This is a genomic window from Stenotrophomonas sp. SY1, assembly GCF_021202945.1.
Classification (GTDB): domain Bacteria; phylum Pseudomonadota; class Gammaproteobacteria; order Xanthomonadales; family Xanthomonadaceae; genus Stenotrophomonas.
Genome location: NZ_JAJOYR010000002.1, coordinates 988,724 through 1,003,313, shown reverse-complemented (window position 1 = coordinate 1,003,313; position 14,590 = coordinate 988,724). Strand labels below are relative to the sequence as shown.

Sequence of the window (14,590 nt, the reverse complement as noted above, 5' to 3'; positions counted from 1 at the left end):
ACCGCACACAGCTGAGGTTCCGCCGTGCAAGCGGCGCAACGATACGTCCGGACAATTACAGAAACTTTACGTTTTCACCCTGCACATGCGGATGTGTGAAGCAGGCTTTTCTTGCGTGTCGTGCATACGCAACCGTATGACGCATGTGCGAATGAAACTTGTAGGAGCGGCGCAAGCCGCGAAGCGGGTACGCTCGCGTCGCGTACATCACGCAACTGCAAGCGCTTGGATGTCCCGGGTTTCTGGCACGTCATCAGCCTCGCGGCTGAAGCCGCTCCTACGGCAGCGTGCGCTTCACCGCCGGTCTGCATCCACGCTGATGAAAGGCTGCTGCGCATCGCCGCTCCAGCGCATCAACTGAAGGTCTGCGCGTTGCTTGCCGTCCTCCTTCGAGTTCTCGACAAGATAGAACAGCCCATCACCAATGGGTTGCAGGCCGACATCGGCCTTCTGGTTCCAGCCACGGATGCCGGTGGCTTCGTGCCTCAATCCGGCATCGGCCAATGGCAGCAGCTGGCCTTGTTCCCAGCGGCCTCTGCGCTTGCCCGGTACGCCGATCAGGTCGCCACGTTCCGGTGTTGCCTGCGCTTCAACAGCGAACATCCGGTAGTTGGGGAACTCGGCCTTCTTTCCCTGGTAGACGCCCATGAACCAGCGTTGCTGGGCGCTGTCGTAGGCCAGGTTCTGCACGCCGTAACTGGTGTTGCCGGTGCGCACGAAGTACTTTCCATCCACGGTGGCAGGGCCGCTGTGATGCGGTGCCTGCTCGGACAGTGGTTGCGCCAGTTGCTCCCACTGCGAAACGTCGTACTGCAGCAGCACCTGATGGTCGTTGTCATTGCGCTGCGTGTTGCCGTAGATGCCGTAAGCAACCGTGAGCAGGGGCGATCCGTCGTTGCTGCCAAAACGGGGCCCGAACGAAACGCCGTCGATTCCGGAGCAGCCGTAACGGTGATCCGGCGACGCGGTGACATCATCGCGATACTTGCCGTCGTCACCGTCGAAGCGGCCGTCGCCATTCACATCGGCGGTGTAGTCGGCATTGACTTCGGGAAGGTAGACGGTGCGCAGGATGTCGGTGTCGGCGGCATTGATGCCAACGCGGTCGATGCGCGCGACATCGATCATCGCGATGTAGAACGCCTGGTCCTTCTTGTATTCCAGCGAGCCGTACACCTTGCCGTCTGCGGCATTGAAGTCCAGGTCGCCGAGATGGCCGGTCCAGCCCACCAGCGTGCCGATCAGCTTGCCGCTGAAGTCGTAACGCGCCAGCAGATTGGTGAAGGAGTAATAGATGTAGCCACCGCGCATATCCACGGCGATGCCTTGCACGTGTCCGGCATCCCAGCTGCCGCCATGTTGTTGCAGCGGTGGATGCACAACGGATGCGTTGGCGGCGCAGGGGGCAGCCACGCAGGTGGCGACAAGCAGGGCGAGCAGCAGAGGGCGTGGCGACATGGCGCGGTGGTCCGTTGCGGAAACAACCACGCAGGCTGGCAGCCAGCGGTGACAACGCAGTGACACCAATGCCGTAGGAATGGCCTTGGCCGCGGAGCCGCTTGTCTTTCCGACGCGGCAGTTTTGAGCGGCGTAAACCGCGAAGCGGGTAAAGCGACGGATCGCGAAGACTGCGGCAATCAACGCCATGGGAACGATGGCGGGCTTAGTGACGTGCACCGCTCATGCAACAACAGCAGGCCTCCCGCGCTAAGGGCGGGAGGCGGTGCGGAAGCGAGTCAGTTTTCTTCCTCGTCCTCTTCTTCCTCGTCTTCCTCTTCGTCTTCCTCGTCTTCTTCTTCGTCCTCATCCTCGCCTTCGAACGCTTCGAGCTCTTCCACGCGCACGAAGTTGGGCAGGGTGTCGGCCAGGCTGATCAGCTTGCCGTTGGCGACCATCGGGCGCACTGCGCCTCCTGCGATTGCAAAGCACACCAGCGTCTGCGCGCTTTCTTCGCCGCCTTCTTCGAACACGGCGACCCAGCCGGTGGCGGGGATGATCTGGAGGATGTTGTCTTGCATGGAAACACCATTGGCCGAAAGAGCGCAGAGCTTGCGTGAAGCCCCGCCGGGATTGCAACCGATCCGGCGCCGGGCTTTACGCGCCGGCATCCGGGGATGGACGATGCAGCCTGGCTTCCCTTCGAGGTGCGCACCATGCTCCATTGCCGGACCATCGCCCAGCCCGGTTCAAGCGGCGCAACGGCGTTGTGGGTGGACCTGTGCCAGCCCACGCCGGAGGAGCTGGCGCAGGCCGCGCAGCGGGTGGGCTTTGCCATTCCCGACCGGGCCGGCATCAGTGAGATCGAGTTCAGCAGCCGGGTCCGCGTGGAAGGGCAGGCACTGGTGCTGAACCTGCCGCGTTTCCAGTACGAGGCCGCGCACGGCGTGGCGCCGCTGGGGTTCGTGGTGGCGCCGGGTGCGCTGGTGGTCCAGCGCGAGTACCCGGTGCCGGCGTTGGCGACGCTGGAGGCGGACCTGGACAAGCACCCCTGCGACGGCCCGGCGGATCTGTTCCTGCGCATGATCGAGCGCATCGTCGACCACCTTGCCGACCTGCTCGAGTCACTGGAAAGCACCATGAGCGAGTTCTCGCGGCAGGCGTTCAACAAGCCCAAGCGGCGCCGCGCGGCGCGACGGCTGGAGCACATGCTGCATGAAGTCGGGCAGATGGGGCGGCAGATCGGCATCCTGCACAACACGCTGCATGGCCTGCTGCGGATGCTGAACTACCTGGATGAGTCCATGCCCGAATGGTTTGGTGAGCACACCCACAAGCGCATCACCCTGGTGCTCAAGGATGTTGCTTCGCTGAGCGAGTTCGAGCAGCAGCTGGGTGACCGCATCGAGTTCCTGCTCGACAGCGTGCTGGGCCTGATCAACATGGACCAGAACGAAGTGATGAAGGTGATGGCGGTCGCTTCGGTGGTGGGCATTCCGCCGACCGTGCTGGTGGGCGTATGGGGCATGAACTTCGCGGCCATGCCGGAGTTGCAGTGGCATTACGGCTACGCCATCGCCCTGGTGGCGGTGCTGACAAGCATCGTGGTGCCGCTGGCGTGGTTCAGGCGGCGCGGCTGGGTGTGAGGCGGGGTTGGAGAGCTGCGATAGCGGTGCAGTGGAAAGTCACCCCTCCCCAACCCTCCCCTTGGCTACGCCAAAGGGAGGGAGCTGGAGCGGCTTGATCACAATCTGGCAGATCGCTGGATCAACCCCCTCCCTTGCGCCGCAGGCGCAGGGGAGGGTTGGGGAGGGGGACCGTTGACGCTTTGTCCCCTGCCCATTCCCCCGACACCACTCATCTCCCCTTAACGCCCCTCTGCCCGCCGCCTACAATCGCCGGTCCCCAGAATCCAACCGGAGTTGCAATGCCCGCCAAACCGATGTCCCCCGCCGGGAAGTTGTTCGCCACCGCCGCGATGATCGAAGGCGTCACCTGGGCCGGGTTGCTGATCGGCATGCTGTTGAAGCGCGGTCTGGAGATCACCGACCTTGGCGTGCGGATTTTCGGGCCGCTGCATGGCGCGGCTTTCCTGTTCTACGTGGTGGTGACGCTGTACGCCTGGGGCAAGCTGCGCTGGCCGCTGTGGGCGATGGGCGTGGCGCTGGTCGCGGCCGTGCCGCCGCTGGTCACCGTGCCCCTGGAAATGTGGTTCCGCCGCATCGGCCTGTTGTCCGGGCGTCCTTCCTGAGCGTTCCGGCCGGTAGGGCCTGCCGGTCGCTTTTCGCGCATCTGGCGGGACCGGCCCAGCCATCCCGCTGTGCCGGCCGCTGCTGCGAAACCCCCTGTTCAGGTTGGCCGGTGCATAGCCGCCCAGGCGGGTTCCGTCCCGGCCGTGTGCGGTGCGGCGTTGATGATTGGCCGGGATTGCTGCCGGTAACGGGTGCTGTGTCACGTCAGCACCTGCCGCGCTCGCCGTGGCACTTTGCCTTCGTGGATAATTGGCCCGCCCACGCGACCGGCAGGCTTTTGCCAGCCGGGGTTTGCAGGGCCGAATGGCGCGGTTGAGGGGGCTCCCGCATGCCGGATGGCTCGCACCGCCAACGCGGTGCAAGCTGCGTTTGCCGCAGGTTTAGGTTCGATCTTCTAATTTCCCCGCACATCACGCTCTCCCTTCAAGGAATCCCGGTGCAACACGCAAGCAGTGAATCGCACGGTGCAGCGCGTCTTCGCGCACGATGCAATGGCCTGCTGGCAGCAGCGGCAGGGAGCCGTCGATGAACACCCAGATCGCTGACAAGGCCGCATTGGACGCGGGCATGGCGGTACTGCCGGCCGAGCACCCGTTGCCGATGCCCGAGCAGTCCCTGCGCAAGGGCTCGTTGCAGGTAGCCCGACAGATGACCGCGCCGCCCAACATCGGCCTGCGCCGCCTTTATGTGTTCGGAAGCACCGCGCTGATGACGGCGGCGGCTACCTGGATGATGGCGCGGGTGCTGGCAAACGGCGGCATCAACGTGCTGGAGGCCTGCCTGCTGGCGCTGTTCGTGGCGCTGTTCGCCTGGATCGCCCTGTCCTTCGTCGGCAGCCTGGCCGGCCTGCAGGCGCTGCTGCGCGGCCGCCGCAAGCTCGGCATCTATCCGGACACGCCGCTGCCGGTGCTGGAAAGCCGCACCGCGCTGCTGATGCCCACCTACAACGAAGACCCGCGCCGGATGATGGCCGGGCTGCAGGCGATCTACGAGTCGGTGGCGGCCACCGGCCAGCTCGACCATTTCGATTTCTACGTGCTCAGCGACACCACCCGCGACAACATCGGCCGTGCCGAGGAACAGGTGTTCGCACGCCTTGTCGAGGCGACCGGCGGGGCGGGGCGGCTGTTCTACCGGCGCCGTGCCAGCAACGTCGGCCGCAAGGCCGGCAATATCGCCGACTGGGTGCGCCGCTTCGGCGGCGCCTATCCGCAGATGCTGATCCTGGACGCCGACAGCCTGATGACCGGCGACGTGATCGTGCGGCTGTGCTCGGCGATGGAAAAGCACCCGACCGTGGGCCTGATCCAGTCACTGCCGGCGGTGGTCAACGGCCGCACCGCATTCGCCCGCATGCAGCAGTTCGGTGGCCGCGTTTATGGCCCGGTGATGGCCTACGGCGTGGCCTGGTGGCACGGCGCCGAGAGCAACTACTGGGGCCACAACGCAGTGATCCGCACCCGCGCGTTCGCCGAGCAGGCGGGCCTGCCGGAGTTGCCGGGGCGCAAGCCGTTCGGCGGCCACGTGCTCAGCCATGACTTTGTCGAAGCCGCGCTGATCCGCCGTGGCGGTTGGGCCGCGCACATGGTGCCGTATCTGCAGGGCAGCTACGAGGAAGGCCCGCCGACACTGACCGACCTGCTGATCCGCGACCGCCGCTGGTGCCAGGGCAACCTGCAGCACTCCAAGGTGGTGGCCACGCCGGGCCTGCACTGGATCAACCGCGTGCACATGATGATCGGCATCGGCCATTACTTCACCGCGCCGATGTGGGCGATGCTGATGCTGATCGGCATCGCGATCCCGCTGATCCACGGTGGCATCGACTTGATGGAAGAGCTGCACCTGAAGGCTTCGCCGGCGCATTACTGGCGCGGGCTGGACCAGGCCGGCGTGGTCTGGGTGTTTGCGGTGACCATGGCGGTACTGCTGGCGCCCAAGCTGATGGGTTACGTGGCGATGCTGACCTCGCGCAACGAGCGCATCGGTTGTGGCGGTGCGTTGCGTGCGTTCTTCTCGGTGTTGCTGGAAACGCTGCTGGCCGCATTGATGGCGCCGGTGGTGATGTACGTGCAGTCGCGTGGCGTGGCTGAAGTGCTGGCCGGCAGGGATTCGGGCTGGGACGCGCAGCAGCGCGACGATGGCAGCATCCCGTTGAGCGCCTTGTTGCGCAGCTACGGCGGGCTGAGCCTGTTCGGCCTGGCGATGGGCGCGATGGCCTACGCGGTGTCACCACCGCTGGCCGCGTGGATGGCGCCGGTGGTGGTTGGCATGGCGCTGGCCGTACCGGTGGTGGCGTGGACGTCCTCGCGCCGGACCGGTGATTGGCTGCGTCGTCACAAGCTGTTGTCGATTCCGGAAGAAACCAGCCCGCCGCAGGTGCTGGTGCGCGCCGCCGAGCTGCGCGCCGCGGCGATGCGTGAGCCGCTGCAGGACTGAAGCGGCGAATCTGTGGAGCGGAGCCATGCTCCGCTGGACTTCACAGCTGACGCTCCCGCTGAGCGCGCCCCGGCGCTGCCGTTGAACGCTCCGTCGCACATGGCGCCACGCTGCCGCAGGTGATTCGCAGCCTGCGGCCCTGCTCAACCCGGCATAATCTCCCGTCTGTCCTTGGGAGTCGTACAACATGCTGGAAACGGTGGAGCAGGAAACCGGCGCATCGCCGCAGTGGTCGATCATCTGGCTGCACGGCCTTGGTGCCGATGGCCATGATTTCACGCCCATCGTGCCGGAACTGGTGCGCCCGCAATGGCCGGCGCTGCGCTTCGTGTTTCCGCATGCGCCCAAGCGTCCGGTCAGCATCAACAACGGCATGCCGATGCGGGCGTGGTACGACATCGTCAGCATGGATTTCCGCAGCCGCGCCGACGCCACGGGCGTCGCCGAATCCGTGGTGCAGGTTGAAGAACTCATCGCCCGCGAGCAGGCCCGTGGCATTCCGCTCAACCGCATCCTGCTGGCCGGTTTCTCGCAGGGCGGTGCCATTACCTTGTCTGCCGGCCTGAAGCGCCGCGAGCAGCTGGCCGGTCTGATTGCCCTGTCCACCTACCTGCCGGAAGTCGATGCCGCCGCAGCGCAGTTGGCCGAAGGCGCCACCTCCCAGCCGGTGTTCATGGCCCACGGCAGCGCCGACCCGGTGATTCCGGTGCAGATCGCCGATCACAGCATGCAGGTGCTCAAGGATCTGGGTTTCAAGGTGGAATGGCATCGCTATCCGATGGCGCACCAGGTGTGCGCCGAGGAAATCCACGCGCTCGGTGATTGGATGCAGGCACGCTTCGCCCAGCAGTGAGCGGCGTGTGAAGGGCTGCGCAGTTCCGCATCTGTTGCCGGCAGCTTCGCGCCGGGCTGGCTATCATGGCCGCCTGCGTGATCCGCAACTGGGGAGGTTGCTGGCATGAAGGTGGTAATCGCCGATGACGAGCCCTTGGCGCGCGAGCGTCTGCGCGCGTTGCTGGCCGAACACGAAGGGGTGACCGTGGTGGCCGAGGCCAGCAACGGCGCCGAAGCACTGCACGCCTGCGCCCAGACCCTGCCGGACATGGTGCTGCTGGATATCGCCATGCCCGGCGTGGACGGGCTGGAAGCGGCACGGCACCTGGCCCAGTTCCAGCCGCGCCCGGCGGTGGTGTTCTGCACCGCCTATGACGCGCATGCGCTGTCCGCATTCGAAGCGGCCGCCATCGATTACCTGATGAAGCCGGTGCGTGCCGAGCGGCTGGCGACGGCGCTGGAGCGGGTGCGCACCTTCATTGCCGGGCGCGCATCGGCGCTGCCGGTGTCGCCGGCCCAGGCGCGGCGCGTACTGTGCGCACGGCTGCGCGGCAATCTGCGGCTGGTGCCGGTGGAGGACATCCACTACCTGCAGGCCGAGGAGAAATACGTCGTGGCGCACCATGCGCGCGGCCAGGACCTGATCGAAGAGTCATTGCGTGCGCTGGAGGAGGAATTCGGCGAGCGCTTCATCCGCATTCACCGCAACTGCCTGATCGCCCGCGACCGCCTGCAGGAAGTGCGGCGTACCTCGGCCGGGCAGGTGCAGGCGGTGCTGCGTGACGTGGCCCAGCCGCTGGAAGTCAGCCGCCGCTGCGTGGCCAACCTGAAGATCGAACTGGTCCGGCTGTGACCGCCGCGCCGGCAGCGGCGATAATGGCGCGCATGAGTACCCTGCGCATCGCTACCCGAAAGAGCCCGCTTGCCCTGTGGCAGAGCGAACATGTCGCCGACCGTCTGCGTCAGGCCCATCCTGGGCTGGTGGTGGAACTGGTGCCGATGAGCACGCGTGGTGACGAGGTGCTGGACCGTTCACTGGCGGCGATTGGTGGCAAAGGCCTGTTCCTGAAGGAACTGGAGCTGGCGATGATGCGCGGCGAAGCCGACTGCGCGGTGCATTCGCTCAAGGATGTGCCGATGGAACTGGAGCCGCCGTTCGTGCTGCCGGCGATCCTGACCCGTGCCGATCCGGCCGATGCCTTCGTCTCCAACCATTACGACACCCTGGACGCATTGCCACCGGGCGCAGTGGTGGGGACTTCGTCGCTGCGTCGCCAGGCACAACTGCGCGCGTTGCGTCCGGACCTGGTGGCACGCGATCTGCGTGGCAACGTCAATACGCGCCTGGCCAAGCTCGATGCCGGCGAATACGACGCCATCATCCTGGCCTGCGCAGGCCTTGAGCGGCTGGAACTGGGCGCGCGCATCCGCGACCGCCTGCGTGCGCCGCATTGGCTGCCGGCACCGGCACAGGCCGCGGTGGCCATTGAATGCCGTCAGGACGATGCGGCGGTGATCGCACTGCTGGCGGCATTGGACGATGCCCACACCCGTACCTGCGTGGAGGCCGAGCGGGCAATGAACCGCGCGCTGGACGGCAGCTGTCACGTGCCGGTGGCCGGGTTGGCGCAGTGGCAGGGCCAGGAACTCTGGCTACAGGGTCTGGTGGGCGGCGTGGCCGATGGCCGCGCCGTGCGTGCGGAAGCGACCGGCCCGGCGAGCGACCCGGAGGCACTGGGCCGCAATGTCGCCCGGCAGTTGTTGGATGCCGGTGCGGGCGAGCTGCTTGGACGGGTGGATTAAAGGATCGGAGTTCGGTAGTGCCGAGCCATGCTCGGCAGGGGCCTTACCGACAAAGCCACAGCGCAGCATGGCTGCGCCCTACGCAATCCCCGATCCTCAATCTCACTTGAAGCTGTAAACCACGTTCATCGTGGTCAGGGTGTCGGTCTTGCGCTTGTCTTCGGCCACGTCGCTGTTGTGGCGGGCCTGCCAGCCGGCCTTCAGGGCGAAGTGCTTGTTCATGTTCACCGACACGCCGAAGTCATTCTGGGCGAAGGTGTTGTACGAACCCGATTCGATCAGCAGGTTGTTGACCAGCTCGGTGTTCTCGGTCATCGCGAACTTCAGGTCGAACACGCCGCGGCCGATCAGGCCGGTGCGGTCCTCGTCGGTATCGACATTGTGCGAACGGCGCACACCGGGGCCGATCTGCGTATCCAGCACCAGCCGTTCGCCGTCGATCAGGCGCGTGCCGTAACCCAGACCGAAGCTGCTCTGGCGGTCGTAGGTGGCGAAATCGTCGCGCTCATGACGCACCGTGGCGGTCAGCTGGCGGTGTTCGCCCAACTGCAGGGCGCTGCCGGCGCTGGCGGTGTACCGGTTGGCGGTGGTCTGGCGGCTGCGGTCGGTGCTGCCGTCATCATTGGTGGTGGTGTACTCGGCGCTGGAGCGCAGGCCGAACAGGTCCATGCTGTGGACCCAGTCGTTGTCGCTGTAACGCAGCTTCAGGCGGCCGTTGAAACTTTCGGTGGTGCTGTTGCCGTGGGCCGAGGCAAAGCCCAGCTCACCGCCGCTGCCGCTCCAGGGCGAGGTCATGGCGGCCAGCTCGGAGGCGTCCTGTGCCCAGGCCAGCGGGGAGAGCAGCAGCAACGGCAGGATCAGTGAAACACGCAGGGACATCGAGGATCTCCAGGGGCAAAACGGGTGCGGGTAAACGCTTTCATGATAGCGGAAGCCCTGCGGCTGACTGGGCTGGGGCCCGCCCCGGCTTCATTCCCGGTTGAGCTGGGCACCCGGCTCCATTGCTGCCCGGACTCGGACATAATCGGGTCCATGGACCGCTATGAACGCATCAACGCGCTGCATCGTCTGCTCAAATCCGCCCGCTACCCGATCACGGTGGCGCGTCTGCAGGAGGAATTGAGCTGCTCCCGTGCCACGGTCTATCGCGACCTGGCCTTCCTGCGTGACGCGCTGATGGCGCCGGTGGAGGGTGACGGCGAAGCCGGGTTCCGCTACCAGAGCACGGAAAGCGACCGCTTCGAACTGCCGGGCCTGTGGCTCAGCTCCGAGGAATTGCACGCGCTGCTGGCCTCCCAGCACCTGCTGTCTCGGACCGGTGGCGGGGTGCTGTCCTCGGTGCTGGCGCCGTTGCAGCAGCGCATCGAAGGACTGCTGGCCGCGCAGGCCGGTGCTTCCTCCTGGCCGGTGGAGCGGGTGCGGGTGATCCCGCACCGGGGCCGCAAGCTGGATGAAGCCAGCTTCCGCACGGTCGCTTCGGGCGTGCTGGAGCGCAAGCAGCTGTCCTTTGAATACCGCGCGCGTTCCACCGACGAGGCGACCCGCCGCACGGTATCGCCGCAGCGCATCACCCATTACCGCGACAACTGGTATCTCGACGCCTGGGACCACAGCCGCGATGCGGTACGCAGTTTCGCGGTGGACCGCATCCATCAGGCACGGCTGCTGGACGAAACCGCGCGCGACGTGCCCGATGAGGAACTGAACGAGCAGCTGGCCGCCAGCTACGGCATTTTCTCCGGTGCCCCCAAGGGCTGGGCGACCATCGTGTTCAGTGCCAAGGCCGCGCGTTGGGTGGCCGACGAGCACTGGCATTCCAAGCAGCAGGGCCGCTTTCTGGCCGACGGCCGCTATGAGCTGAAGGTGCCGTACAGCGTCTCGCGCGAACTGCTGATGGACGTGCTGCACTACGGCTCGGACGCGGAGATCATCGAGCCGCAATCGCTGCGTGAGCAGGCCAAGGCCTTGTTGTCGCTGGCGCTGAGCAACTACGACTGAAGCCGAGCGCTGGAAGATCAACGCAAATCCGCAGCAGCGGATTCGAAGCTCCAGCCAGCGCTCGAGAATCGCCGCAGCCATGTGGAAGCGGCTTCAGCCGCGAAGCTGACAGCGCGTCCGTCTACGGGGAAATCCGCAATTGCACGCGTACCGGGCAACGGAAACTTGCCCGGCTTCGCGGCTGAAGCCGCTCCTGCGTGGTTGCGATGCCTAGTGTTGGCGGCTTGCTACTTCTTGCTTGGCACTTCAAACCCAAGCCGTCCCACCTGCTCCGGGTGCTGCGGCACGCGCTTGAGCTTGTCGGTGTTGACGTCGTAGTCGTCACGCAGACGCTGCGCCAACTGGCGGTACAGCGCGTTGTCCATGTCCGGCTGGCGGGCGAAGATCCAGGCCATCTCGCGGCCGGGGTAGCCGATCAGTGCCCAGGAGTAATCCGGTGCCACTTCCAGAATGCGCGAGTGGGTGGGCACGATCTTGTAGAACCACGTGCGCCAACGGCGGTTGCCGCTGTCATCGTCGACCTTGGCGCGGATGCTCAGTTCTTCCGCAGGCTGGCTGAAGCCTTCGCGGAACTGGTAGTTGATGGCGACCTTGTCATCTTCGCGCAGCGTGTAGGTGTTGACGCTGGCCACGTGCCCGCGCTCGATGTGGTTGGGAACGCGGCCAATCACGTACCAGCGGCCCATGAAGCGTTGCAGGTCCACCGGGCCATCGGCATTGCCTTCCACCACGGGCGCCGGGGCGGGCTCATCCTGCGCGAGGGCAGGTGCCAGCGGCAGGGTCAGGCTCAACAGCAGGGCGGGCAGGAACGCAGGAATCAGTCGCATTACGGTTGGGGCGCCAGAGCGGGTGACGGGGAGCATGTTCGGCGGGCAGCGATGGGCGCGTCAATGCCAGGTCGCAATCCGTGAGATGGGCCACAAGGAGGATGCGTCCAACACCACTGTGTTGTCGGAGAACGTCATGCCCAGCTCCAAGGCTTCCTCGCACCGCCGTAACGAATTTCCTTGCCCCGATCCGCGCGTGTTGCGCTGCGTCAGGCAGGCCGCCCTTGCCGGGCTGGCGCTGGTACTTGTGTGGCCAGCCGCGCGCGGCCACAGCGAATGGATCGGTTGGTTGCCGTTGTGGCTGGTGGGCATGCCATTGGCGGCCTGGTGGGCCTTGCACCGTTTCCGCCTGCCGGCGGCATGGCGCAACCGGAAGGCTAGCCCGCGCCGGCGTGGCCCGCAGGCGCGCCGGGCCCGCCGCCCGGCACGGCCGCGGTGGTCGCAGGCAGCCTGACCTTTGACAGGGGGAGTGGTGGGACGGCTGTGCTAGCGTTCGCGGCCTATGTCCGCACGGAGCCAACATGTCCCGAATCACTTCCGCCTGCCTTGTGGCCGGCCTGCTTTCCTCCGGCCTGGCCGGCGCGGCCATGGCCGCTGACGCGCCCAAGGACACCTACGCCTGGCTGGAAGACGTCACCGGCGACAAGCCGCTGGGCTGGGTGAAGGAGCAGAACGCCAAGTCCGAGGGCCGCCTGGCGCAGAGCCCGCAGTTCAAGCAGATGGAAGCCGGCATCCGCGAGGTGCTCGATTCGGACGCCAAGATCCCGGGCGTGCAGAAGATCGGCGACTACTACTACAACTTCTGGAAGGACAAGCAGCATGAGCGCGGCGTGTGGCGCCGTACCACGCTGACCGAATACCGCAAGGCCGAGCCGTTGTGGGAAACGATTCTGGACCTGGATGCGTTGAACAAGGCCGAGGGTGAGAACTGGGTGTGGCATGGCGCCAACTGCCTGCGTCCGGAATACACCCGCTGCCTGATCGCGCTCTCGCGCGGCGGCGCCGACGCCGATGTCACCCGCGAATTCGATTTGTCGAAGAAGGATTGGATCAAGGACGGCTTCTTCCGTCCGGAAGCCAAGGGCGGCCTGGGTTGGATCGACCAGGACAACGTCTTCGTCTACACCGATTTCGGTGACGGCTCGATGACCACCTCCGGCTACCCGCGCGTGGTCAAGCAGTGGCGTCGTGGCACCCCGATGTCTGCGGCCACGACCGTGTACGAGGGCAAGCCGGAAGACATGTACATCGCGGCGATCCACGACGACACGCCGGGCTTCGAGCGCAACTACGTCAGCCGCACGATCGCCTTCTACAACAACGAGCTGTACGTGCTCGGTGCCGACGGCAAGCTGACCAAGATCGATGCACCGGATTCGGCCGAGAAGGGCGTGCACCGCGAGTGGCTGACCCTGGAGCTGCGCGAGCCGTGGACCGTGGGCGGCAAGACCTACGCCGCCGGTTCGCTGCTGGCCACGAAGTTCGATGATTTCATGGCCGGCAAGCGCGAGTTCGACGTGCTGTTCGCACCGACTCAGACCACTTCGCTGGCCGGCATGTCCTGGACCAAGTCGCACGTGGTGCTGAACGTGCTCGATGACGTCAAGAACCGCCTGCAGGTGCTGACCCATGGCGCCAACGGCTGGACCACCAGCGACTTCACCGGCGCACCGGCGTTCGGCACCATCGGCATCGGCGCGGTGGACGCGGACGAAAGCGATGCGGTGTGGATGACCGTCACCGACTACCTGACCCCGACCACGCTGTCGCTGGCTGAAATCGGCCAGCAGCCGGAAGTGCTCAAGACCATGCCGGCGTTCTTCGACGCCAACGGCAAGGTGATCGAGCAGCACTTCGCCACCAGCAAGGACGGCACCCGCGTGCCGTACTTCGTGGTGCACGACAAGGCGATGAAGCTGGATGGCTCCAACCCGACCCTGCTGTACGGCTACGGCGGTTTTGAAATCTCGCTCACCCCGGGCTACTCCGGCGGCATGGGCCGCGCCTGGCTGGACAAGGGCGGCGTGTACGTCGTGGCCAACATCCGTGGCGGTGGCGAGTACGGCCCGCGCTGGCACCAGGCCGCGCTGAAGCAGAACCGTCACAAGGCGTATGAGGACATGGCGGCGGTGGCGCAGGACCTGGTCAGCCGCAACATCACCTCGGCCCGGCACCTGGGCGTGCAGGGCGGCAGCAACGGCGGCCTGCTGACCGGCAACATGCTGACCCAGTACCCGGAGCTGTTCGGTGCGGTGGTGGTGCAGGTTCCGCTGCTGGACATGAAGCGCTACAGCCACCTGCTGGCCGGTGCCTCGTGGATGGCCGAATACGGCAACCCGGATACGGCCGATTGGGAATTCATCCAGACCTTCTCGCCGTACCACCTGTTCGATCCGGCCAAGAGCTACCCGCCGGTGCTGTTCACCACCTCCACCCGCGATGACCGCGTGCATCCGGGCCATGCCCGCAAGATGGCGGCCAAGATGATCGACGCCGGCAAGGACGTGACCTACTACGAGAACATCGAAGGTGGCCACGGTGGCGCAGCCAACAATGCGCAGGCCGCGCACATGTCGGCACTGGCCTATAGCTTCCTGTGGGAACAGCTGAGCAAGAAGTGATGCTCGGCTGGAACTGATGCAGAACAAACGCCACCGAAAGGTGGCGTTTGTTCTTTAGCTTCAAGCCCCTCTCCCTTTACGGGAGAGGGGTTGGGGAGAGGGGAGGGTGGAGTGGCGTAAGTGAATTGAGCATGTTGCTTCCAAAGCCCAAATCCAAAAGCTCCCCCATCCGCCCTTCGGGTACCTTCCCCCGCAAGGGGGAGAAGGGAACAACCCGGCTGCTTACTTTTCCGATCAGTTTCCAGCCCCGCCTCTGTGGGGAGGCTCTTGGTTCTGCGTAGGCGGGAGAGGGTTGTTTACTTTTCCAGCCGGCTCTCCAGCCCCGCCTTCGCGGGCGGGCTGCTGGCTCCCCGCAGGTGGAAGAAGGAGCCCGCTCGGC

Annotated in this window: 13 protein-coding genes; 9 read left to right on the top strand and 4 right to left on the bottom strand. The window is 65.8% G+C overall.

Annotated features, from left to right (window positions below; all coding sequences use genetic code 11):
* Positions 1 to 294: 294 nt before the first annotated feature.
* A complete protein-coding gene (locus LR961_RS16010) occupies positions 295 to 1,458 on the bottom strand; it encodes a hypothetical protein (protein ID WP_232150934.1) in 1,164 nt (387 codons plus the stop codon).
* Between the two features lie 278 nt (positions 1,459 to 1,736).
* Positions 1,737 to 2,018, bottom strand: coding sequence for a hypothetical protein (locus LR961_RS16005; RefSeq protein ID WP_232150933.1), 282 nt, complete (start codon positions 2,016 to 2,018; stop codon positions 1,737 to 1,739).
* 135 nt (positions 2,019 to 2,153) lie between these two features.
* On the opposite strand from LR961_RS16005, the gene LR961_RS16000 reads away from it, so the two are divergent.
* The 6 genes from LR961_RS16000 to hemC all read left to right on the top strand — a co-directional run bounded on the left by LR961_RS16000 (position 2,154) and on the right by hemC (position 8,765).
* Entirely contained in the window at positions 2,154 to 3,083 is a 930-nt protein-coding gene (locus tag LR961_RS16000; protein ID WP_232150932.1) for a CorA family divalent cation transporter, read from the top strand.
* Between the two features lie 296 nt (positions 3,084 to 3,379).
* Positions 3,380 to 3,688, top strand: coding sequence for a DUF3817 domain-containing protein (locus LR961_RS15995; RefSeq protein ID WP_232151173.1), 309 nt, complete (start codon positions 3,380 to 3,382; stop codon positions 3,686 to 3,688).
* 526 nt (positions 3,689 to 4,214) lie between these two features.
* Positions 4,215 to 6,128 (top strand): glucans biosynthesis glucosyltransferase MdoH, encoded by a 1,914-nt coding sequence (gene mdoH / locus LR961_RS15990; protein ID WP_232150931.1) that lies wholly within the window; start codon positions 4,215 to 4,217, stop codon positions 6,126 to 6,128.
* Between the two features lie 187 nt (positions 6,129 to 6,315).
* A complete protein-coding gene (locus LR961_RS15985; RefSeq protein ID WP_232150930.1) occupies positions 6,316 to 6,981 on the top strand; it encodes an alpha/beta hydrolase in 666 nt (221 codons plus the stop codon).
* 105 nt (positions 6,982 to 7,086) lie between these two features.
* The gene (locus LR961_RS15980) at positions 7,087 to 7,815 is read left to right on the top strand and encodes a LytTR family DNA-binding domain-containing protein (RefSeq protein ID WP_232150929.1); all 729 of its coding nucleotides are present in this window, start codon (positions 7,087 to 7,089) and stop codon (positions 7,813 to 7,815) included.
* Between the two features lie 32 nt (positions 7,816 to 7,847).
* Entirely contained in the window at positions 7,848 to 8,765 is a 918-nt protein-coding gene (gene hemC / locus LR961_RS15975) for a hydroxymethylbilane synthase (RefSeq protein WP_232150928.1), read from the top strand.
* A gap of 102 nt (positions 8,766 to 8,867) precedes the next feature.
* Here the strand turns inward: hemC and LR961_RS15970 are convergent, their stop codons facing one another.
* A complete protein-coding gene (locus LR961_RS15970; protein ID WP_232150927.1) occupies positions 8,868 to 9,644 on the bottom strand; it encodes a DUF481 domain-containing protein in 777 nt (258 codons plus the stop codon).
* 153 nt (positions 9,645 to 9,797) lie between these two features.
* Here LR961_RS15970 and LR961_RS15965 point away from each other — a divergent pair, with 153 nt between their 5' ends.
* On the top strand, positions 9,798 to 10,763 hold the full coding sequence (locus LR961_RS15965) for a YafY family protein (RefSeq protein ID WP_232150926.1): 966 nt from the start codon (positions 9,798 to 9,800) through the stop codon (positions 10,761 to 10,763).
* A gap of 227 nt (positions 10,764 to 10,990) precedes the next feature.
* On the opposite strand, the gene LR961_RS15960 is transcribed toward LR961_RS15965, so the two are convergent.
* A complete protein-coding gene (locus LR961_RS15960) occupies positions 10,991 to 11,590 on the bottom strand; it encodes a lipocalin family protein (protein WP_232150925.1) in 600 nt (199 codons plus the stop codon).
* Between the two features lie 136 nt (positions 11,591 to 11,726).
* Between LR961_RS15960 and LR961_RS15955 the strand changes: the two genes are divergently transcribed.
* Both LR961_RS15955 and LR961_RS15950 read left to right on the top strand, forming a co-directional pair.
* Positions 11,727 to 12,044, top strand: a complete 318-nt coding sequence (locus LR961_RS15955) for a hypothetical protein (protein WP_232150924.1) — start codon at positions 11,727 to 11,729, stop codon at positions 12,042 to 12,044.
* A 67-nt stretch (positions 12,045 to 12,111) separates the two neighbouring features.
* A complete protein-coding gene (locus tag LR961_RS15950) occupies positions 12,112 to 14,211 on the top strand; it encodes a prolyl oligopeptidase family serine peptidase (RefSeq protein WP_232150923.1) in 2,100 nt (699 codons plus the stop codon).
* Positions 14,212 to 14,590: the final 379 nt, after the last annotated feature.